The sequence below is a fragment of the Laspinema palackyanum D2c genome (genome assembly GCF_025370875.1).
Lineage (GTDB): Bacteria > Cyanobacteriota > Cyanobacteriia > Cyanobacteriales > Laspinemataceae > Laspinema > Laspinema palackyanum.
Map to the genome: position 1 here is coordinate 1 of NZ_JAMXFD010000006.1, position 21,866 is coordinate 21,866.

17 protein-coding genes are annotated in these 21,866 nt (G+C 47.0%); 6 read left to right on the plus strand and 11 right to left on the minus strand.

The window, feature by feature from the left end:
* Positions 1-49 precede the first annotated feature (49 nt).
* Entirely contained in the window at positions 50-274 is a 225-nt protein-coding gene (locus NG795_RS09570; protein WP_367288437.1) for a hypothetical protein, read from the plus strand.
* Here the strand turns inward: NG795_RS09570 and drmD are convergent.
* Positions 271-3,477 (minus strand): DISARM system SNF2-like helicase DrmD, encoded by a 3,207-nt coding sequence (gene drmD / locus NG795_RS09575; RefSeq protein WP_367288438.1) that lies wholly within the window; start codon positions 3,475-3,477, stop codon positions 271-273. The two genes, NG795_RS09570 and drmD, sit on opposite strands and share 4 nt — an antisense overlap.
* Positions 3,478-3,770: 293 nt before the next feature.
* On the opposite strand from drmD, the gene NG795_RS09580 reads away from it, so the two are divergent.
* Entirely contained in the window at positions 3,771-4,943 is a 1,173-nt protein-coding gene (locus tag NG795_RS09580; protein ID WP_367288439.1) for a metallophosphoesterase family protein, read from the plus strand.
* A 145-nt stretch (positions 4,944-5,088) separates the two neighbouring features.
* Positions 5,089-8,142, plus strand: coding sequence for an AAA family ATPase (locus NG795_RS09585; RefSeq protein WP_367288440.1), 3,054 nt, complete (start codon positions 5,089-5,091; stop codon positions 8,140-8,142).
* A 99-nt stretch (positions 8,143-8,241) separates the two neighbouring features.
* Here the strand turns inward: NG795_RS09585 and NG795_RS09590 are convergent, their stop codons facing one another.
* From NG795_RS09590 to NG795_RS09610, 5 genes are all read right to left on the minus strand, one after another.
* Complete coding sequence (locus NG795_RS09590; RefSeq protein WP_367288441.1) at positions 8,242-8,580, minus strand: type II toxin-antitoxin system PemK/MazF family toxin; 339 nt, start codon at positions 8,578-8,580, stop codon at positions 8,242-8,244.
* Positions 8,567-8,785: a toxin-antitoxin system, antitoxin component, Xre family protein gene (locus NG795_RS09595; RefSeq protein ID WP_367288442.1), complete on the minus strand. Its 219-nt coding sequence runs from the start codon at positions 8,783-8,785 to the stop codon at positions 8,567-8,569. The genes NG795_RS09590 and NG795_RS09595 overlap by 14 nt, the downstream gene beginning before the upstream one ends.
* 83 nt (positions 8,786-8,868) lie before the next feature.
* On the minus strand, positions 8,869-9,828 hold the full coding sequence (locus NG795_RS09600) for a threo-3-hydroxy-L-aspartate ammonia-lyase (RefSeq protein WP_367288443.1): 960 nt from the start codon (positions 9,826-9,828) through the stop codon (positions 8,869-8,871).
* Complete coding sequence (locus NG795_RS09605; protein ID WP_367288444.1) at positions 9,825-10,265, minus strand: acyl-CoA thioesterase; 441 nt, start codon at positions 10,263-10,265, stop codon at positions 9,825-9,827. Before NG795_RS09605 ends, NG795_RS09600 begins: the two co-directional genes overlap by 4 nt.
* A 59-nt stretch (positions 10,266-10,324) precedes the next feature.
* A complete protein-coding gene (locus NG795_RS09610; protein WP_367288445.1) occupies positions 10,325-11,413 on the minus strand; it encodes an acyl-CoA dehydrogenase family protein in 1,089 nt (362 codons plus the stop codon).
* A 138-nt stretch (positions 11,414-11,551) separates the two neighbouring features.
* On the opposite strand from NG795_RS09610, the gene NG795_RS09615 reads away from it, so the two are divergent.
* The 3 genes from NG795_RS09615 (at position 11,552) to NG795_RS09625 (ending at position 13,630) form a co-directional block, all read left to right on the plus strand.
* On the plus strand, positions 11,552-11,932 hold the full coding sequence (locus NG795_RS09615) for a hypothetical protein (RefSeq protein WP_367288446.1): 381 nt from the start codon (positions 11,552-11,554) through the stop codon (positions 11,930-11,932).
* 133 nt (positions 11,933-12,065) lie between these two features.
* Entirely contained in the window at positions 12,066-12,473 is a 408-nt protein-coding gene (locus tag NG795_RS09620; RefSeq protein ID WP_367288447.1) for an MAPEG family protein, read from the plus strand.
* 227 nt (positions 12,474-12,700) lie between these two features.
* Positions 12,701-13,630, plus strand: a complete 930-nt coding sequence (locus tag NG795_RS09625; RefSeq protein WP_367288448.1) for a GUN4 domain-containing protein — start codon at positions 12,701-12,703, stop codon at positions 13,628-13,630.
* Positions 13,631-13,683: 53 nt separating this feature from the next.
* Here NG795_RS09625 and NG795_RS09630 read toward each other — a convergent pair whose 3' ends face one another.
* The 5 genes from NG795_RS09630 to NG795_RS09650 form a co-directional block, all read right to left on the minus strand.
* Positions 13,684-14,529 (minus strand): prohibitin family protein, encoded by an 846-nt coding sequence (locus NG795_RS09630; protein ID WP_367288449.1) that lies wholly within the window; start codon positions 14,527-14,529, stop codon positions 13,684-13,686.
* 299 nt (positions 14,530-14,828) lie between these two features.
* Entirely contained in the window at positions 14,829-15,809 is a 981-nt protein-coding gene (locus NG795_RS09635) for a DUF3134 family protein (protein WP_367288450.1), read from the minus strand.
* Positions 15,810-15,814: 5 nt separating this feature from the next.
* Complete coding sequence (locus NG795_RS09640; RefSeq protein WP_367288451.1) at positions 15,815-17,110, minus strand: AAA family ATPase; 1,296 nt, start codon at positions 17,108-17,110, stop codon at positions 15,815-15,817.
* 54 nt (positions 17,111-17,164) lie between these two features.
* Positions 17,165-18,148: an AAA family ATPase gene (locus tag NG795_RS09645; RefSeq protein WP_367288452.1), complete on the minus strand. Its 984-nt coding sequence runs from the start codon at positions 18,146-18,148 to the stop codon at positions 17,165-17,167.
* A gap of 55 nt (positions 18,149-18,203) precedes the next feature.
* Positions 18,204-21,854 (minus strand): hydantoinase B/oxoprolinase family protein, encoded by a 3,651-nt coding sequence (locus tag NG795_RS09650; RefSeq protein WP_367288453.1) that lies wholly within the window; start codon positions 21,852-21,854, stop codon positions 18,204-18,206.
* Between the last annotated feature and the right edge of the window lie 12 nt (positions 21,855-21,866).

The following is a 21,866-nucleotide window of genomic DNA, read 5'->3' on the forward strand; positions in this document are numbered from 1 at the left end:
CTAAAGTCGGATAAATCCGACTGAAGATTTTGTAAATCCCTCCACTGCAATGGTTTTAGTCGGTTTCCAACCGACTTTAGCTATGAGGCGGGGGTTTAAACCCCCGGCGGATGACGCAACCAACCGACAACCCCCGGCGGATGACGCAACCAACCGACAACCCCCGCCGGATGACGCAACCAACCGACAACCCCCGGCGGATGACGCAACCAACCGACAACCCCCGCCGGATGATGCAACCAACCGACAACCCCCGCCGGATGATGCCATCTAAATCAACTTCTTCGGAACCAAATAGGTAATCGCTAAGGGAAATAACCGGGGACTGGGTTCTGCAAACCGTTGCCGAATTGCCGAGGTTTCCCGTTCAATTTCCTGGGGAATTTCTGTTAATCGCCCTTGCAAACTCTGAATATCCCGGTCAAATTGATGGCGTTCACTGTCGCTTAAATCCAGCTTCAGTTCTAATTGCATAAACTCCGGTTCCGCTAACTCTTGTTCAATACTGGTTTTCAACTCTGTGAGAATATTCGTGATATCCGCAGCTTCCTGATCACACCGTTCCTGCAATGCTTTTTCTAAGGATGCGGTGCGATCGCTCATTCGTTTCTCCAAATGTTTTAACAAGGGGTCGGCATAATTCGGCCAGAGTTCCACTAACTTTTGAGTCATCGTCTCCGGAACCCATTCCGCTGTCGCCGCTTCTATCAAGTCCTGAAGTTTCAAGACCCCCAATTTTTCAAACTTGCCTTGTTTAATCACTCCCCCCGCCACGATTACTTCTTCATGCAACCGTTGAGAATCTCCCCCTAAAATCACTAACCGACCATAGGCAACTACCACAGGAAATTCACTGGAATTAGAAGGCAGCATTTTAACCGCCACCCGATGTAAATTTTGATTGCTGTCTCGGGACCAAACTTCCGCCCTCAACAGTCGTAAACACATCTGAACCAGGCGATGATTCAGATGCACCAACACCACATCATCCCGTCCCCGGGTCACATCTGGATCGAAGGCAATGGGCCGAATTTCTCCGGTATGGGGATGGGCCAATCCTGTAGCACAACTGGCCCAACTTCCACTCATAGCAGGCAACTGATATAACGCGGATTTCTTCTCCCCATTCCCCCGCCCCCTTTCAGTCGTTTTCTCATCCCTCAGAACTGGAATTAATGCCGGTTGTTGGGCAATTTCTAACCCAATCTTGACCACTGTCTCAATATTCTCCGGGGTCAGTCTTAAATTCGTGCGAGTTTCCTCAAATTGCTCTTTTAATTTCTCAATTTGCTCCCGTACTTTCCGCTCAAATTTCAACATTTGGCGCGCAGGTTCGGAGTTCTTTTCAGCAATTGCCGTATCTAAACTCACCCGTTGACCTAACATTGCTTCCTCGACCTGTTGGGCAATCACCGGCCCGACTTTCCCTAAATCTTCCCGAATATTGTTAATTTTTAAGGCCGCCCGCATCAAAAATTCTAAATCCCCTTCCAAATCCCCCGGACGAATGCCTGTGGTTGCTTGTTCTTGATAACTTTTGCCGACAAAATGATAAATCATCACTTGGGGCGCTTTCTGTCCGTGGCGGTCAATTCGTCCATTCCGCTGTTCCATCCGGTTGGGATTCCAGGGGATTTCATAATGAATTAAATTAGAACAATGGTTTTGTAAATCCAACCCTTCCGATGCCGCATCCGTTGCCAATAAAATCCGCACATCGGAGACATCTGGGCCCGCCTGAAATGCCGCTTTAATCCGTTCTCGGTCTTCGGAATTCATCCCCCCATACAGGGTCATCAGGCGATCGCCCTCCGCCAATCCCTCCCCCGCTAACAAGTCGTGCAACCATTTCTGCGTCGCCCGATACTCGGTAAAAATAATCACCCGTTGGGTAGACCATTTGCCATTGGGTCGAATCTGAGTGCCAATCCAATTCAACAATTCCTGCGCTTTAGAATCCGGGCGACGGGAGGCAGTTTCTGCCCAGGTTTGTAGTTCATCGAGAATTTCCCGTTCCCGAGAAGTCAGTGCTCTAAATAACCGCGTTGTTGTCACAATTGCATCTTCCGTCGATTCCTCATATAAGGCATCATCGGCAAAATCTTCCTCCATTTCCTCTAACTGCCGTCGTAAAATTCCGGCGCTAGTTATCCCCACGGTCCGACTACTTTTCCGTTGGGCATTTTGCAAGGAAATTTGATGCTGTTGCAAGGTACTTAAAAACGCAGCGGGACAAGAAAATAACCGCTTTTTCAACAATTTTAAAACAAACTCTGTGGCCGATAATTCCATTTTATCGGTTGCCTGTTTGCGCCGCCTCATAGTATAATCATTTAATAACTCATTGGCGCGTTTTTCTTCAGGAGAATAGTCCACCGGAATTGCAGCTAATTTGCGTTCTGCAAACCGAGGTGTGCCATCCCACCGAGGGGGCAGTTCTCGTTTTAACCGGCGGACCATCACCACTTGCAACTGATTTCGGTCCGGAGTAATTCCTCGGGCAAATCGTTGGGAATCGAGTAACTCTAATAACGCCGTAAAACTTTCTAAATAGCCATTGTGAGGCGTGGCAGTGAGAAACAACTTATGCTCAAAATGAGGCACTAATAAGCGAATCGCCGCAGTACGTTGGGAATCCACCGCATAGAGACCCCCACCGGACGGGGCAATATTGTGCGCTTCATCCACAATCAGTAAATCAAACCGACGGGGATAAACCGATTCCCCAGAGGCGGGTAATGCCTCCTGCATCAACCGGCGGGGGCGATCGCGTTTCAGAAAATCAATGGAAGTAATCAAGCGGGGAAAATGCTGCCAGGGATTAATATGCAATCCTCGCTGACGGCGCAATATTCGCATCAAATCGCTGTTGACAATGCGGAAATCCAGGCCAAATTTATCCCGCATTTGTTCCTGCCACTGCACCTGCAACGAAGAGGGACAGACAATCAAAATCCGCCGCGATCGCTGCCGCAAAATCAACTCCTGCGCCACCAAACCCGCCTCAATAGTTTTCCCCAATCCCACATCATCGGCAATCAACAAATTCACCCGAGGCATTTGAATCGCCCGAATCACCGGATCAAGTTGATAATCTTCAACATCAATCCCACTTCTAAACGGAGACTGAACCGATCGCAACTCCGCCTTAGAAGAGGCCCCCCACCGCACCGCATCTAAAAACGCCGTTAACCGTTCGGGCGTATCAAACCCACTGGGATAGGGCAGTTCCATCTTTTCATAGACAATCGCCCCCGGTTCCAACTCCCAGATTACCTGTAACTCTTCCCCCAAACCCTCATCTTCCAGAGAGGAGAGACTCACGAGATGATGTAACTTCCGGGTAGGCGATCGTAAAACATCCACCGGCAAGGTAGAGGTGTGTACATCAGTCACCGCAAAGCGCCTTCCCCGAACTTCTACCAATTGTCCCGGTTCAGGAATCGCGGCGATCGCCGTCGGATGAGTCATCACCATTCATTCTCTCCTATAGTTTAATACCTTTGCCAAAACAAGGGAGAGCCAATGTAGTACAATAGTGGTTTGCTATAACAACCCTTAAAATCTACATCAGGCCATAGAAGTCATCTTAGCAGAAAGGGTGTTCCATCAAGATGATTCATTCATGAGTCAGTAGAAACGTTTGTAGTAACCCCTTCAGGGGTTGCCTTAAGATGACGGGGGTGAAGGAGTCACTACGAACGATACGATGAAGTTTCCAGAAATGGTATGATAGGAACTGTGATTGCACTGATTTGGGACTCCTTTCCATGCGACTAATCCACACGGCAGATTGGCATTTGGGACGACGTTTAAAAGGGATAGACCGAACAAGAGAAATTGCTGGAGTGTTACAGCAAATCCTCGCTTATGCCATTGAATGGGAGGTGGATGCGGTCCTGATTGCCGGGGATATTTTTGATGCGCCGAATCCCCCCGCTTATGCGGAACGGGTGGCATACGAGTTTTTTTGTGGATTACAATCTGCCGGAATTCCCGCAGTGGCGATCGCCGGAAATCATGACTCAGCAACTCGCATTGATGGACTGGCGACGTTACTCTCTTTAGCAGGAATTCGGGCATTAGGAAAACCGCGCCGAGGGGATGACGGTGGAGTGATTACCTTAGAGACCAAAAGCGGTCCATTGTGTGTCGGGGCGATGCCATTTGCGTCAGAACGGACGATGTTAAATGCTCACGCCCTTTGGACTCAAGATGAAGTGGTCCAACGGCAAAGTTATCGGGAAATTGTGGCCGATTTATTTGCGGATTTGACCCAGGGATTTCGAGGCGATCGGGTGAATGTGCTGATGGGGCATTTAGCAATGGATGGGGCGCGGTTGGCTCACTCAGAAGTTGCCTATTACACCCAGGATACTTATGCCTTGGGTGAGCAAATTTTACCCCCTGAAGCCCAATATATTGCCCTGGGACATATTCATATTCATCAACAAATCAAAGCCAGTTGTCCAACCTATTATTCCGGTTCTTTGATTCAAATTGATTTCGGTGAAGCGGAACAAGAGAAGGGATTTTGTTTAATTACCGTGGAACCGGGAAGTCCAGCAGAAGTAGAATTTATTCCCGTTGTCTGTCAGAAGCCTTTAAAGGTGCTTTGGTGTCAGGGGGATACCTTGAATGATACCTTGGAATCCTATCAGTATCATCCGGGATTTCTCAAGGTGATGGTTAGATTAGACAGTCCTCAGTTAGGACTCGCCGATCGCGTCCGGCAAATTTGTCCCCAAGCATTACAAATTCAACCGCTTTATCCCGAGGCAACGGTTAATTCTGGGCAGCGGATTCGGGACAGTAATTCATTTGACCCGGTAGAGGAATTTGGTCACTATTATCGGGAACGGTTGGAAACCACGCCGGATCCGGTGGTGGTTCAGGAATTCCAGAATTTATATCATAAATTGAAGGAGAAAAACCCGGTTTAAAAGGAGTGGGAGCGTCTCGCTCCCTCATCCTACAACAAGGGAGCGAGACAAGGTGCTTCCTCAATTTTAATTAAGTTTGGCCCGATTCGCGCTCGTTAAACCCCCTCCCAATTGTCCAAATTTACGATAAAATCACCCCATTTTTATGCGACCTCTTGAACTGTCTTTAGAAGGATTTACCAGTTTTCGCCGGGAACAAACTTTAGACTTCTCGGAACTGGATTTGTTTGCCATTACTGGGGCAACTGGGGCGGGAAAATCTTCCTTGCTGGATGCCATGACTTATGCCCTTTATGGGACAACTTCCCGGACCTCTCAAGCAGGGGAATTAGTCAGCCAAGGGGCAACCACTTTAAAGGTGCAATTGCGCTTTTCCGTGAGTTTAGGAGAATACCGAATTACCCGAACTTGGCGATATCGTCCCAGTACCCCCGTGACGCAAGTCTTATTAGAAAGAGTACAGGCAGATGGCAGTTGGGAAACCCTGGAAACGAAGGAACGGGAAAGCAAAAAGGCCATTACCGAAATTCTAGGCATGGATTTCGATACCTTTACCCGGGTTATTTTGTTACCCCAAGGACAATTTGATGAGTTTTTAAAAGGAAATACCGGGAAGCGTCGGGAAATTTTGCGGCAATTGGCGGGGTTTGAAATTTTTGAGCGGATGCGGAAGGAAACGAATGATTTAGCCCGATTATTAAAGCAGGAATTGGCAACCATTGAGCGACAAATTGCGGATTTGGACGTGCCGGATGCGATCGCCATTCAAGGACAGCGATCGCAATTAGCCAGCTTAGAAACTGAAATTCCGGTCCTGAATCAAGGGGTGTTAACCGCCCAAACCTTGTTAGAGGCGGAAGAACGGTTATTTGAGCAGTTGGAACGTCTCACGAAGTTTCAGCGCCAATTTGCCGAACTGAACCAGAAACAACCGGAAATCACCGCCCTGAGTGAACGCTTGGCCCGGTCCCAAGTGGCCGATCGCCTCCAAGGGGATTGGGCATTGGTTCAGGAGGCTCGCACTCAAGATAAATCAGCCACCAATCAGGCTCAAAAAGCCGCCACTAACTTAACCCAAGCGGAAACCCAATTCCAGGCAGAACAACAAAAACTAGCAGAAGTGAGGGCAGAAGCAGCCGCCCTCGCCCCGCAAATTGCCGCCCGGGAGGAAGCCTTAGCCCAAGCGAAAGCCTACGAGGAACAGCGGCAACAGTTGGAACGTGAGGTGGCGATCGCCACTACCCAATCCCAGCAAAAACAGCAACAGCAACAAGCGGCACAGCAGGAACTCAGCCAAGGGGAAGCGCAAGTCAAAGCAGCAACGGTGCAGGTTTCCCTCACAACCGATGCACTGCAACAACACCAGCCCGCAGGGGACCGTTTAGAACGTCTCACAACCATTGCCCCGTTATTGGTGGAATGGACCCTGGGGGAAAAGCAACGGAAACAGCAAGCCAAAGCCCTGGATCAAGTGAGTCGGGACCGGGCAACAGGCGATCACACCTATCAAGCCGCCCTGACGCACTTACAACAGGCACAACAGGCGATCGGGCAAATCACCCAGGAGATTGCTGCCGGAGAAACTGCCAACGCCGAATCCACGAAATCCAACCATGCTGCCGCCTTACGCCTATCCCTGGAGGCGGGAGAAACCTGCCCCGTCTGTGGCGGCATCCATCCCGACTCGGAAGCCGAATTACCCCCCTTACCGGCGATCGCCTGGGTGGATCTGACTGCCTTACAAACCCAAGCAGCAACAGCAACACAAGCCTTGCAAACTGCCCAACTGAATGCCACCAAAGCCGAATCTGCCCTAGAAAATCTCACCCAGAAACAGCGAGAAATCCAGGAACAATTCGCCACCCTCACTCAGCAGCAACAGGGGTTAACCCAACAGATTGCCGCAGTCTTACAACAGAGTGAGAGTGAGGAACTGGATGCAATCGCCCTCCAGCAGGAACGACAAGCCCTAGAAAGGCGCGATCGGGCTTACCGAGAAGCAGCAGCAGCCTATCAACAAGCCCTCACCCGCCTGGAAACCGCCCAACAAGCCCGAGATTTTTGCGATCGCACCTATCAAACCGCCCTCACCGACGCCCAATCTGCCACCGAGGAACTCACCCGACGACAGCAAAACCTCCAAGACGTGCGAGAAAAACTGGCAGCCATGACGGAGGGATTATCCTATCAAGTTCTCGCCCAAACCTTAGCCGAACAAAAACAAACCCTCAGCAACCGCATTTCCGCCGCTGAAACCGCCCATCAAACCGCCGAAAATCGTGTTATTCAAGCCCGAGAAACCGCCCACCAAACACAGGTAGCTGCTGAATCTGCCCAAGCCAAACATCAGCAATATCAGACTCGGTGGCAGCAGCAATTACAAGCAGCTAATTTAACCGAACCCACCTTTCTCACCGCCCTTGCCTCCCCAGAGGAACAGGCGAAATGGCAACAGAAAATCACCCATCATCGCGAAACCACCATTGAACTATCCACTCGCATCGCTGACTTACAAACCGAGATAGGCGATCGCACCACCGATGCCCGCCAGTTGCAACAGCGACAACAAGTCAAACAAACCGCCGAAAAACAGTTAAAAACCGCCCAAGATAAACGAGTGGAATTATCCACCTGGATACAATCGGCGGAACAGAAACAAGCGCAGTCCGAAAAACTCCTAACGGAACAACAAACCGTCAGCAAAAACTACGATGTCTACCATATTTTAGCCCAAAACCTCAAAACCAACGAATTTCAATCCTATATTTTAGAACATTTAGAATCAGAATTAGTCGCCCGGGCAACCTTACTGTTAAAAGAACTCACCGAATCCCGCTATGCCTTGCAAATGCAAGAAGGAGAATATTGGGTGGAAGATAATTGGAATGGCGGCGAACTGCGACGAGTCCGAACCCTCTCCGGGGGAGAAACCTTTGCCACATCTCTTTCAATGGCGATCGCCCTCTCAGAAAAACTCTCAATGGGGGCAGAATTAGGCAGTTTGTTCCTCGATGAAGGATTCGGAACCTTAGATTCAGAAACCCTAGAAAGTGTCACCCAAATCCTCGAATCCCTCCGCCAACAAAACCGCACCATCGGCGTGATTACTCATGTCAAATCGTTAGGAGAACGCCTCCCCACCCAAGTCAAAGTCTTCAAATCTCCCCAAGGGTCTCGCTTGGAAGTGGAGGTGTTGTAATTTCAATCCAGGACCAACCCGGAAACGACTGAAGTCGTTTCCGGATTCCGCACCACCCATTAAAGTTGGAGAAGAAGACTATATAATAGACTCCAGTTATCAACTAAAAATAACTTTTAATGCCTCCTGGAGTTCGTGAGAATCAGCCGATTGAAGTTGGCCAAGCTTTCTTAAAATTAGTCCCTTTTCAACCGTGGCTACGACTGGCTTAATCATAGAAGGTTTGAGCAAACCGGCGTTTTGCCATGATGTAATCATCACTTCACCTAATTGGGTTGAAGTCTTCAATTGGCTGGTGATAGCCATGATAATAATGTCAGGATATTGGGCGTTGTAAGAATTTGAACTAATGATGACTGCCGGACGCTTTTTCTTGTTGAATAAATCCGTAAAAGGAAATGGAACAAGAACAACCTCTCCAAAATTATAGGTCATCATAAACCTCATCTTCCGAATTATCCCAAACTGTAGCAAAAGCATTTTCCGATAAGGTCGTTGCTGCAAGAGTTAGGCGAGAGGCATCCCGGCGTTCCAACAAAAAATCAACAAAATCTTCCACCTCTATCATGCCTTCAGGAGAGAGTCGGCGGATTTTTTCAAGGAGAGACTGTTCAAAATTAGGGGAAGAATTTATTTGAGGCATAAGTCGTCAAGAATAATAGAAACTAGCCTTTTCCTAGATTAGCACAAACGAGCGGAATTGATCAGAAAAAGGCATCCTCCAATTCATAATCGTGAAATCCCCCTAACATCCACATTCCCCCCAGAAATAATCAGCCCAACCCGTCGATTATCGCCCAGAGAAACAATGCCTTCTAATAACGCGGCTGCTGCTAATGCACCCGTAGGTTCTACTACAATTTTCATCCGTTCCCACAAGAAAAACATCGTCCGCAAAATAGCCGATTCTGAGACAGTTACCAAGTCATCCACATAATGTAAAACCAAAGGAAACGTTAACTCCCCCAGAGAAGGAGTACGAGCACCATCAGCAATCGTATCCGGGTTATGAACGCGATGCAATTGTTTACTATGAAACGATCGCGCCGCATCATCGGCATTGGCAGGTTCAACCCCAATCACCCGACATCCAGGAGAGAGAGTTTTAGCAGCGATCGCACAACCGGAAAGCAATCCCCCCCCGCCACAACAGACCAAAATTGCGTCTAATTCTCCCACTTCTTCTATCAACTCTTTCGCCGTCGTTCCCTGTCCCGCAATCACTTCCGCGCAGTCGTAGGGGGGAATCACCGTCAAGGCGCGATCGCGAGACAGAGTTGCCGCCAACTCCTCTCGGGAAATCTCATGTTTGTTATATAAAATCACCTCCACCCCATATCCCCGCGTCGCCTGTTGCTTGACTTCCGGCGCATCTTCTGGCATAATAATTGTGGCCGAAATCCCCAATAATTGCGATGCTAATGCGATCGCCTGGGCATGATTTCCCGAAGAATAAGCCAGTACCCCTTGCTGCTTTTGCGCCGGAGATAACTGCACCAACGCATTGTATGCGCCCCGAAATTTAAAAGACCCCGTGCGTTGAAAGTTTTCACACTTAAAAAACACTTGATTTCCGGTCATTTCATCCACAGTTCGTGAAGTCATCACCGGGGTTTTATGGGCTACCCCGCCCAAGTGACTCGCCGCAGTTTCAATCAGGCTATAATTGACCGATAAATCACTCATAGTTTCTCCTCATTGGATTCAATTCCCACTTGTTGATATTGCTGATAAGCAATTACAAATTCCTGGGGAATTGCTTTGGGTCGCATCGTTACCGCATCCACCCAAACCCACAGCACTTCCGCAGTTACCACTAAATCCGATTCGCCTTTCTTGCGAATTTCATAATGGCGAGTGACCCGAGTCCCGCGCAACTTTTCTAACCAAGTGGTAATGGCTAAAATATCTCCGGCAACCGCTGGACGTAAATAATCAATCGTAACTCGCCGCATGATAAAATACCCGCCCAATTCTCGATAGCGGTTGATGGAAAAACCCAGATATTCTGAATGTTGAATTCCTACATCTTCTAAATAATGTTGGTAACTGGCATTATTGACATGACCCAAAGCATCCATTTCATAATGCCGCACCCGAATATCTGTGACAAATTTTTCCATGATTAAGCCAGTTTACCTGAGTGAATTTATCTTAATTTTAAACAAATTTGCTCCCTAATTCACGGCGATCGCATCAACTGGGCCAAAGTTGCCTCCATCACCGCTGAAGTTTGCCCAGATACCCCAAAAACCAGCGCCTCTCGATACACCCGTCCCGCCTGAGAATCCGCCAAATTGGACGCGCCACTCGAAACCGTAATCGCACCTTGCGCCGAACGATAGGCTAAATCAATCCCTTGCACGCGCAAAGGTAACGCCTGGGAATACCAAGTATCCAGTTGTTCCCGCGATTGTTGGAACATTAACTGCTGGATTTGTTGCCGACAGGTAATCAGTTCGCGATTCAAGGCATTATAAGCAGCAGAAATAAAGGGGAGTGGTTTTTTCTGGGCGATCGCCTCAATGATATCTAATCCGGCGCGGGCGCATCCTAAGATTAAAGCACTATTATTCAACACATTTTTGCGATCGCTTTCATGAATCCCAAGCGCTGGCTGTATAAACAACACCCGTTCCTCCGGCAAAAACCACTGTTCCAGAACGCCACTCACGGTTTGAGTCGATTGCATTGCCGCCAAAGACATCGGCGCATTCCAGGTAATTTTCCCCCCATTGTCTTGGCAATTCACCAAGGGAATGATTCCATAAACTGCCCTGCGATCGGGCAATTCTGCCCCCAAAACCACCTCAGAAAAAATTCCAAATCCAGTCACCCAAGGCACCGTCCCCGAAAGCAAAAATCCCCCAGGAATGGGTAAGGCTTTCACTAAAGGATTGCCAGGGCGTCGCAGATGAGAAAAACCAATCCCTAACAAGCGATTTCCTGTAGCTAAATGGGGCAGATATTCCGCTTTCAATGCCTGATTCGGACTGCGACTAATTGCGCTTCCGGCACTTTGATGTTGGGTTTGTAAAAACCCTAACGCCCCAGAGTATCGGGCAGTCGCCTCCTGAATTTCCCAAGCCATTTGCGGATCCTCAGTTCCCCAGGGTTCGGGCAGTTTCAACCCCAATAAATGACGACTGCCCAATCCTTGTAAGGCAGTTTTCAGGGCCTCCGGGTCCTGATCTAAAAGAGTCGCATTCGGTGCTACAGCGTCTCGCAAATAAGACTCTACCACCGCTAATCGGGTTTGCTGGCAATTCATCCGCTTAGTTTTTTAAATCCGATTCCGTCCGTTAATTTCCTGAATTATACGATAAATTCAAGTCCATACGAATTTAGCAGTTTTCGAGTCAAAACGATAAAATAGAAAGGGATAAACGTTCAGGAAATTAATTATATCATGCTCACGCAAATTTATCGAATTATTCTGATTTCTGGCTTGACTTTATTACTGGTATTTACGGGGACATCCGCACAAGGCTCAATTGCGGATGCGACTCGGATTTCGCGCTTAGAATCAGAAATTTTCAGCCTGCGATCGCAAATCAATCGGTTACAAACCGACGTCGCTAGACTGGGAAGACAACCTGCCGCTTCTCCCCCGATTTCTCGTCCCCAACCCCCTGAAGAGTCTCCGCCAGTGCCCACACCCAGACAACCGAATGATCCCTCCCTCGCCCAACAATTTGATAACCTAGCTATCTTGGCGATCGAACTCAAAGAACGCATCACGACGGTTGAACAGAGACTCGCGGAAATCGAGGGCCGGATTAGCCCTTAACTTGACATGGAAGGGGACTGTTGTCATTGAATCCAAAATTGTTGCCTGTCATGCTTTCCCCCTGTCCCCAATTATGTCATAATTTAAAGCGAGATAAAATCAGTCTATTTCTCCGTAAAATAGAGGTTACCCTATGATATCGCCTTGGCCCAGTTTAGTCACCGTTGCTGCTTTAATTGTTTACTTTGTGGTGACCATTAATGTCGGTCGTGCCCGAGCTAAATACAAAATTATGCCGCCAGCCATGTCAGGAAATCCAGATTTTGAAAGAGCGGTGCGGGTTCATGAAAATACCCTAGAACAACTGATTGCGTTCTTGCCTGCTTTATGGATTTTTTCGGTTTTTGTCAGTCCAGTTTGGGCGGCGGCGATCGGTGGAGTTTGGGTATTAGGAAGGATTATTTACGCCTGGGGATATTACCAAGCGGCTGAAAAACGAGGAATCGGCTTTGCTATTAGTTCCTTAAGCTACATGATTCTGCTCATCGGTTCCTTAGTCGGAATCATTTTAAACGTGACTCAATCTGGCATTCTCAGCTAATTTGAATCGGAACTATAGCAGTTTACACAGTGAGTTATTCGCTTACATTTTGGGAGTGCGAGCATCTTGCTCGCTATCGACAATAGCGAGCAAGATGCTCGCACTCCTTTAAATATCTGTAACTCTTAAATTCAACCTTCCTCAGAGATGGAAAATTTCTGAGTTTTGTTCTTCTATCGTTTGGGTTTTTATCATAAAAATTTTTTTGCTCGAATTTTGATAAAATTATGAACAATAACTGTCCCGTTTGCGATACGGAATATTTAGAGGGAGAACATCAACGTTGTTCCCAGTGTGGATGGGATTTGACCCCAGTTCCTGGCAGTCCATCCAGCAAACTCAGAAAAGCGTTTTTAGTCAAACAAAAAATTCAGATAGACTGGGCGAGAAAAATGTGGATACGCCATCAAATACAATCGGAATTCAATCATCAGAATACGGCAGAAAACGCAAGTCATTTGGAGAAATTCTCTCTCTTAGAAAATCAGTTTACTGAACGGTTTAATCAAGTTACGATTGAGTTAGAACAAGCCCGAGAAGAACGAGCTTATCTGCAATCTCAGTTAGAATGGATTTCGACTTATTTACAGGGAGTGAATTTTCAGCACATTGAGACCGTATTAGGTCAAGTTTCTAACTGGATGCAGGGGAGTGCAGTTTTGCCAACTCAGGAAGAGACTGCTGACCCTTTTTATCCTAGTTCTGAGGTGGGAATTGATTATAGTCGGTTAATGAATTTACTCTCCAAAGGGAAATGGAAAAAAGCGGATGAAGAAACTTGGGCGATCGCCCTCAAAGCAGCGGTGCGAGAAGAGGAAGGGTGGTTAAGCTTAGAAGACTTACAAAGGTTTCCAAAAACCGATTTAGCGACCCTCGATTGGATTTGGGACTACTATAGTCATGGTCAGTTTGGATTGAGGGTACAGCAGCAAATTTGGGAAACCGTCCAAGGGGATTATACCGAATTTTGCGATCGCGTCCGTTGGCGAGTCCAGGACAACTGGATTTACTATGACGAACTTGACTTTTCCTTAGACGCTGTACCGGGTCATCTCCCGGCGATCGCATGGCGAAAACGCGCTTGTTATGGCGTCGGAAAATCCACCGCTCAAGAAGCCTTAATCACCTTATTTGAGTCTCTGCAAAATATTCAATAGCCCCTGTAATTCCCCCCTTATCAGAAAGAGGGGAATAGGCTATTTATTGAAAATTAAGAGTCCCCTTCAACATTTCCAACATTAAACAGAAAAGGAACCCGGGGTGCATCTTTTCCTAACACCAACACCTTCGGCATTTGAGCGCCACCTTCGCGCCAAGCTTGAATCGCTTCTTTCTGCAGCACTAACTCACCCCCTTGGGCTTTTAAAGTTTCTGCTAACAATCTTTGTGCTTCCGATCGACCTTGAGCGCGATTAATATCGGCTTGGGCTTCTTGTTCCGCTTCCCGCGCAATATAAACCGCTCGTTGCGCCCGTTGTTCAGCAATTTGCTTCTCTTCAACCGCCTTAGCAAAGTCCGTTGAAAAATTCAAATCAATCACACTGGTATCAATGACAATGACCCCATATTTTTCTAATCGCCCGCTGAGAGCATTATCAAAATCTTCCTTCAAAGCACTCCGTTGAGTAATCGATTCTTCTGCGGTTTTTTTAGCGCCTGCTATCTTAAATGATTCCTGAGTTTGAGGTGCAATAATTTTCGCCACAATATTCTCCAAAGACCCTTGAGTTCGGCGAATCGTCACCACTTCAGTGGGATCAAGACGGAAGTTAATCGCAAACCGTCCCGTCAAATCCTGTAAATCGCGGGTGGCACTTTTAGCAGGCACTTCAAACTTTTGCACTGTCACATCATACACATCCACCTTTGAAATCAAGGGCGGTTTGAGGTGAATTCCTTCGAGTAAAGCGCCATCGCGAGATTTACCCAGAATACTGAGAACACCTGCCTCACCAGGGTTGATAATCACAAAAGAACTTGATCCAAGCAGCAGAATTAATGCTAAGACAATTCCAATCACGATCGCTTGGATATTTTGCGCGTACTGATTTTTCAAATCCTTATCTCCTGTGATGCCATAATAGGGCTACACCTTATAGGTTAGCAGAGTATCTTGAGAGTGGGAACGATATCCAGGAGTATTGCTGCTGCATCGGGGATTACCTGATTCGGTTGGGTCACCCTCCAGTCAAGCTTAGAAACGGGGTTGTTTAAGAAAATCTGGTCTCCAATACCCAGAAATTTCGGTTATAAACCCGGTTATTTGTTATTTGTAACTGGGGTTAATTCAATCTTTAATCAAGTTGTGGCAACAGATAATTGTGCAATATTGAATGCACTTAGCTATTATTTCTCTTAATCTTCCTCGACTAACTCATCATCATCATCATCATGGTATGTCGTATCTTCCACAGACATTAAAGCCGCAATTTCTTCTTCATCAATTGCATAATCAGACTCTCGCTCTTCTCGGGACATTAAGCGCCCCGATGCTTCTAACCAGTCTAATAGAGAGGGTTCTTGACTCCGGGGCAGAACATCTGCTATTTTATAGCGAGATTCTTGACGCAACGACGGATTTTCAACGGGTTTGGGTGGATTTTCCTGTAGAGGGATGGGATGACCTAAATCGTCGAAACAGTCTTTGCGAGTTCCAGGAAAAGCCTCGATTAACTGCTTTAACATCTCCGGATCTTCCCGAAACACTGTCATCCATACGGACGAGAACCCCAGAGCCTTGGCCAGTCGGATGACTCCTTTTTTAGTAATATTATTGTTCTGTAATTCTTTAAGTTGTTCTACCGCAATATCCCAAGCTTCGCGACGGTGAAACCATCGCCGGTCTTTCTCTGTAGGCAACTTGTCCGAATTTCCCTCATCATGCCGTTGTAGCCCGGTTAAGTCAAGAGTGTTTTGTGCTTTTTGTTGTTGAGACAGATTTAAAGAAGGATTGATTTGAATTAATCCTCCTTCTTTATACTGAAAAATGCTGGCTGTATTGTGGCGATCCGGCCAATAGTAACCCGCCAAAACAGTCTTTTCATTGGGCGGGATTTTGCCCTTCTGAAATTTCCATATTTTTTCCATATAACGGCCTTTGGTCCCATTACAATTGGGGCAAGCCGGTAAAAAATTATCCCAGTTTTCTTTACATTGAGGATACCATTCTTTCGGTAATAAATGGTCGATTGCAACATTACTCAGGCGTCTTTCACAATAAGAACAATATTCGCCCAGTCTGTTGATGATATCCTTCTGTGCTTTGTCATAAGGATGAAATTTTTTAGGTCCACCACCCTCATCTGTTGGACAAGACCCTCGGTCAACTGGTCTCATGATTCCTACTCCTCGCTCATTCCTGCTGCTTCCCGTTTGAGTTCTAAATAGGCATGATAAGCTAAGTTATCACTATAGGGCATTGATAATTCATCGAGTTTAGTTTTGAGTTGCTCTTTTCGTTCAGGCGAAGCATCTTGGGATTCCTCTAATACGGCATAGTATTCCTTAGCGGCTGCTTTCATTTTTAGAAAGCGCTCACTTTTTTGCGGTAACTCTACACCCATGACATTTTCTGTAATATCCTCAATACTTTGATCATAATACTCGCTGGGTTCTTGGGGATCTAGGTTGAGCAGTTTTCCCTTTCGGAGAGACTGAACGATAAAGGGAGAATGAGTTGTGGCAATAAACTGGATTTCTGGAAAGGTCCGATGTAAATCTTCGACAATATGCCGTTGCCAACTTGGATGCAGATGTAAATCAATTTCGTCAATTAAGACAATACCGGATGTTTTTTTGGCGGCATCTCTACCGAAATGAGGATTCAGCATGGCTGCACGATAGGCGATATCTGCCACCATTGCCAGGACATTGCGAACCCCATCACTGAGCATTCGCAGGGGTAACAAGCGTCCATCTTTTGCCTTAGCCAAAACATCACCTTGTCCGGCTTCCCCAAATACATAGGAAATATCATCCCAATCTTCGGCTTTCATGCAGTCATAAATGGCATTTTTAACGACTAAAAGCAAATCGCCATCCTGTCCTCCCGACTTGAGCGAGTTTTCTGTTTCTTGCTTCAACCATTCAATGAGTTTTTTCACATGAGCGTCAGGATGCAGACAATTTAAATAGCCTTGGGTTCGAGATGTCCTGACCCCTGGGGAATCCGATGGTTCAGGGTTGGGAATCCAGAGGCGATCAGTTCCATAATAAGCGACTAAGGGTAACCGAATATTTTCTCCATTATCCGCTTTTTCCCGAAGTTGTTTTGATAAATTTTCAATATTTTTATCCTTCTGAAGTTGGTTTTTCCCCGTTACGGATTGGCCCCAAACAATCTCTTGTCCTTCAAACAGTCCTTCACAAGTCACTGAAGCCGGATATTGGGGTTGAATATCCGTGGTTTCTCCCTGTTGATATTTCTGCTGACGGACATCATCATTCGTAATATTTCGGGAAGACCCTGGTTCATCAAATCCTGACAATAAATCGCTAATGCCAATCGCTAAGGCATCGAGGATAGCCGTTTTTCCCTTGCCGTTATCCCCAATGATGAGCGTAAACGGAGCGGAGAGTTCAAAGGTTCTCTGTTCAAATCCTTTGAAGTTGTGAGTGGTGATTTTGTAGACTTTCATGATTTTATCAAGTTAGAAAGGCTGATATATGAAAATAGGCAGTTGGCGGTTTTTTTAGCTTTTGAGTTGAACGAGAGATAGGGAGGGAAGAGAAGTAAATTCGGACTCGAACGGGGGGGTCGTTACCATAAACTGGAGGCAGGGAAAAATATTGGGGAGATGTTTTAACAAAGATTCTACCATAGGTGCATCAAGATGTAAACAAATATCATCAATGAGGACGATTCCTGGGGTCTCTCTAATCGCTTGTTTTTTTAACTGAGGATTGAGGACAACCGCACGATAGGCAATATCGGCAACGAGGACCGCCAGATGACGCTGGGATAGGTTCATCTCGAACAAGCATTGACCATTGAGTAAGAGTTTATCTTGATTCAAATCATATTGGATAGTCCGCAAATCCAAACAAGAGGCGATCGCCTCTTGAACCGCCACAAAAATTTGCAGAGGATTATGCTGTTGTCGGCTAATTAATTCCATCATTTTGAACCATTCTAATAATCGCCGTTCTGGAGATTTTTGGTTGAACCAGTAGCAGTTACCCAAGGTTCGGGTTTGGGGTTTATTCGCTTTCACGGTTCTCACGGATCTTTGATGCCATCCCTGGCGATTATCGCCATAGTAGACCACCAGGGGCAAAATGACCCCGGAACCCTGACGCACTTGGGCTTGAAGTTCATGAGAAACCTTTAATAGCGATTCCCCCCCTGTTGTTCTGCCCTTGGGTTTTTTAAGGATTCTCTGCCAGTCAATGCGGTGTTCCTGAATCATTCCTTGAGTGGAAATTCGCACGGGATACGCTTCCCGATTCGTTGTCATTTGCCCAGGGAAACGGCGCATATCTTGGGTCCGGATATTGCGAGGGGTAATTTCATCAAACCCTAAAAATAGGGAACCAGCAGCAATGGCAATCGCCTCAATTAGGCTAGTTTTGCCACTGCCTTGGTTTCCTACAATTAGGGTCAATTGCTCATCGAATTGACAGCTATGATGCTCAAACTTTCGGAAATTTTCAATTTCAATGCGATGAATTTTCATGATGATGAGCAAGGATTCAATAAACGGTCAAATCCGACGAGCAAGGAATTAATTCCTAGGTTAGACTACCATAACCTCCGCCTCCTGGGGTTTGAATGGCGAAGATATCTCCGGGGTTCATCTGAACCGCACTGGTGCTGCCTAATTCTTCAATTGTACCATCGGTGCGTTCCACTAAATTATGCCCGATCGCACCGTTGCCGCCTTGATTTAATCCCGCAGGAGGAATGCGGCGGTGATTGGATAAAATTGCTGCTGTCATCGGTTCCAGAAAACGTAGGCGGCGAATGACTCCATTTCCTCCGGTATATTGTCCTTTTCCGCCGCTATTTTCGCGAATGGAAAAGCTTTCTAATCGGACGGGGAATCGCCATTCTAAAACTTCAGGATCCGTGAGGCGGGAATTGGTCATGTGGGTTTGAATGGCGTCGGTTCCGTGGAAGTTGGGACCGGCACCGGAACCGCCACAAATGGTTTCGTAATATTGATGGCGATCGCTGCCAAAGGTAAAGTTATTCATACTCCCTTGGGATGCCGCCATTACGCCAAGGGCGAGGTACAAGGCATCCACGATCGCCTGAGAAGTTTCCACATTTCCCGCTACTACTGCTGCTGGATAGCAGGGGTTTAATAAGCTGCCTTTGGGAATAATAATGTCTAGGGGTTTAAGACATCCGGCATTCAGCGGAATGTTATCGTCTACTAAAGTGCGAAAAACGTACAACACTGCCGCTTTACAGACTGCTGCTGGGGCGTTAAAATTGCTGTTGAGTTGCTCCGATGTGCCGGTGAAATCAATAGTGGCACTGCGGCTATTTTTATCAATGCTGATTTTAACGTGGATTTCTCCGCCATCATCCATTCCGTAGGTAAATTCGCCATTTTTGAGTACAGCAATCGCCCGTCGGACGGATTCTTCAGCGTTGTCCTGAACATATCCCATATAGGATTCTACGGTTTTTAAACCATAGTATTCCACCATTTTTACAAGTTCTTGCACTCCTCGTTCATTGGCGGCAATTTGCGCTTGTAAATCGGCAATGTTTTGATCTGTATTTCGCGCTGGATATTCGGCAGTGGTGAGAATTTCTAATAAGTGGGATTCTTGGAATTTCCCAGCTTTGACAATTTGGACGTTATCTAACAACACCCCTTCTTCGACCACGGTTTTGCTATGGGGGGGCATGGAACCTGGGGTAATGCCGCCAATATCTGCATGATGTCCTCGGGAGGCGACGTAAAATAAAATGTCCTCTCCGGCATTATCAAACACGGGGGTAATTACGGTAATATCTGGGAGATGAGTGCCGCCATTATAGGGATTATTGGACACATAAACATCCCCGGGTTTAACGGTTTTCCCTTTGTCGTTCATTAAGGCTTCTACGCTTTCACTCATTGAGCCTAAATGCACGGGAATATGAGGAGCATTCGCCACGAGTTGACCGGCGCGATCAAAGATGGCGCAGGAGAAATCGAGGCGTTCTTTGATGTTGACGGAAGAAGAGGTATTTTGTAAGGTAATCCCCATTTGTTCGGCGATGGCGCGGAACAAGTTGTTGAAGATTTCTAACAGAACTGGGTCAGGATTGGTGGCGGCGATCGCCTGAGTTTCTATCCGAGGCTGTTCGGCAGTAGCGACCCGGTTTAAAACTAAGTAATTCCGGTCCGTGATTTCCACTTGCCAACCGCAAGAAATGGCATTTGTGCCGGTTTGTTCTATGATTAAAGCCGGTCCAGTAATGGTATCTCCCGGTTGCAATTCTTGGCGTTCAAATACCGGGGTTTCCTGCCAGGAACCGCCATCGTACATGGGGACGGTGGCAATGGGGGAGGGAACGGCTGACGATCGCCGGGGAACGGTGGGTTCCTCGGGGGGTGTCATCTGCTGGACTACTTCTACGGAAACCGTTTCTACAATTAAGGATTTGTCTTCTTTGATGAATCCATATCGTTGACGGTGTTCCGCTTCAAATGCCGCTTTGAGGGTGGCTGGATTGTCAGCAAAATCGACAATTAAGGTGGAGTCAGTGCCTTGGTATTTCAGATGCAGTTTAGCAACGGAAACAAGTTCGCTTGTCTCCTCACTGTTCTGGCTTAATTCGGCTTTTCCTTCCGCTTCCAGTTGGGATAATTGGCTTTGCAATTGGCCTAGCAATTCCGCAGTTAAGGGAGATTCTACGGCCCGTTGGCGGATGGTGCGAATATCTGCTAATCCCATGCCATAAGCGGATAAAACCCCAGCAAAGGGATGAATAAACACCCGTTTCATGCCCAAGGTATCGGCAATTTGACAGGCGTGTTGACCTCCGGCACCGCCAAAGCAACAGAGGGTATATTCAGAGACATCATATCCCCGTTGTAGGGAGATTTTTTTAATGGCATTGGCCATATTTTCCACAGCGATCGCCAGGAATCCGGCAGCGACTTGTTCTGGGAGTCGGTCATCTCCCGTCGATTGTTTTATCTGTTGGGCCATTTGGTTGAATTTGTCCAGAACCACCTCAGAATCTAAGGGTAAATTGCCATTAATCCCAAACACTTTTGGGAAAAATTGCGGTTGAATTTTCCCTAACATCACATTACAATCGGTGACGGTTAATGGTCCCCCTTTGCGATAGGAAGCAGGACCAGGATTGGCCCCGGCAGACTCGGGACCGACGCGATAGCGTGACCCATCAAAAAATAGGATTGAACCGCCACCGGCAGCAACGGTATGAATGGACATCATCGGAGTTCTTAATCGCACTCCGGCAATTTCTGTTTCAAATTCTCGTTCATATTCACCGTTATAATGGGCAACATCGGTGGAAGTTCCGCCCATATCAAAGCTGATAATTTTCTCAAATCCAGCCTTTTTACTGGTTTCTACCGCCCCCACAATCCCACCGGCAGGACCGGATAAGATGCTATCTTTGCCTTGAAATTGTCGCGCATTGGTTAACCCGCCATTGGATTGCATGAACATCAAACGCTGATCTAAGGCATCGGGATTGGAAGAGAGTTCTCCGGAAACGCGATCGACATAGCGACGCAAAATCGGCGAAAGATAGGCATCCACAACGGTGGTATCCCCCCGACTGACAAGCTTCATTAACGGACTAACTTCGTGGGAAACGGAGACTTGAGTAAATCCAATGTTTTGAGCGAGTTGAGCAATGCTTTGTTCATGTTGGGGATAGCGATATCCATGCATCAAAACGATTGCACAACTTCTAATTCCGCTATGATATGCCGCTTGTAATTCTTCGATTAAAGGCGGTTCGTTAACGGGTTGTAATTCTTCTCCCTGGGCGCTGTAGCGTTCTTCTACCTCGATGGTTTGTTCATAGAGCATTTCGGGCAATAAAATTTCCCGGGCGAAGATATCCGGGCGGTTTTGATAGCCGATTCTTAGGGCATCTTTAAATCCTTTGGTTATCACCAGAACTGTGCGATCGCCTTTGCGTTCTAATAAAGCATTGGTGGCAACCGTTGTTCCCATTTTAATCGCCCCAATTTGGTCAATGGGTATGGGTTCATCCCCCGTAATCCCCATCAGTTCTCGTATCCCTTGGACCGGCGCATCTTTGTATCGTTCTGGATTTTCTGATAGCACTTTATGTACAATCAATTGCCCATCGGGACGCTTGGCGACTACATCGGTAAAAGTCCCCCCGCGATCAATCCAAAATTCCCAGCGATTGTCAAAATTGATTAGAGTCATGCTAATTTTAGT

Bases quoted from the DNA above. Each gene is read 5' to 3' on its own strand.
- NG795_RS09570 (WP_367288437.1), top strand. From the start codon at position 50: ATGGTTTTAGTCGGTTTCCAACCGACTTTAGCTATGAGGCGGGGGTTT.
- drmD (WP_367288438.1), bottom strand. From the start codon at position 3,477: ATGGTGATGACTCATCCGACGGCGATCGCCGCGATTCCTGAACCGGGA.
- NG795_RS09580 (WP_367288439.1), top strand. From the start codon at position 3,771: ATGCGACTAATCCACACGGCAGATTGGCATTTGGGACGACGTTTAAAA.
- NG795_RS09585 (WP_367288440.1), top strand. From the start codon at position 5,089: ATGCGACCTCTTGAACTGTCTTTAGAAGGATTTACCAGTTTTCGCCGG.
- NG795_RS09590 (WP_367288441.1), bottom strand. From the start codon at position 8,580: ATGATGACCTATAATTTTGGAGAGGTTGTTCTTGTTCCATTTCCTTTT.
- NG795_RS09595 (WP_367288442.1), bottom strand. From the start codon at position 8,785: ATGCCTCAAATAAATTCTTCCCCTAATTTTGAACAGTCTCTCCTTGAA.
- NG795_RS09600 (WP_367288443.1), bottom strand. From the start codon at position 9,828: ATGAGTGATTTATCGGTCAATTATAGCCTGATTGAAACTGCGGCGAGT.
- NG795_RS09605 (WP_367288444.1), bottom strand. From the start codon at position 10,265: ATGGAAAAATTTGTCACAGATATTCGGGTGCGGCATTATGAAATGGAT.
- NG795_RS09610 (WP_367288445.1), bottom strand. From the start codon at position 11,413: ATGAATTGCCAGCAAACCCGATTAGCGGTGGTAGAGTCTTATTTGCGA.
- NG795_RS09615 (WP_367288446.1), top strand. From the start codon at position 11,552: ATGCTCACGCAAATTTATCGAATTATTCTGATTTCTGGCTTGACTTTA.
- NG795_RS09620 (WP_367288447.1), top strand. From the start codon at position 12,066: ATGATATCGCCTTGGCCCAGTTTAGTCACCGTTGCTGCTTTAATTGTT.
- NG795_RS09625 (WP_367288448.1), top strand. From the start codon at position 12,701: ATGAACAATAACTGTCCCGTTTGCGATACGGAATATTTAGAGGGAGAA.
- NG795_RS09635 (WP_367288450.1), bottom strand. From the start codon at position 15,809: ATGAGACCAGTTGACCGAGGGTCTTGTCCAACAGATGAGGGTGGTGGA.
- NG795_RS09640 (WP_367288451.1), bottom strand. From the start codon at position 17,110: ATGAAAGTCTACAAAATCACCACTCACAACTTCAAAGGATTTGAACAG.
- NG795_RS09645 (WP_367288452.1), bottom strand. From the start codon at position 18,148: ATGAAAATTCATCGCATTGAAATTGAAAATTTCCGAAAGTTTGAGCAT.
- NG795_RS09650 (WP_367288453.1), bottom strand. From the start codon at position 21,854: ATGACTCTAATCAATTTTGACAATCGCTGGGAATTTTGGATTGATCGC.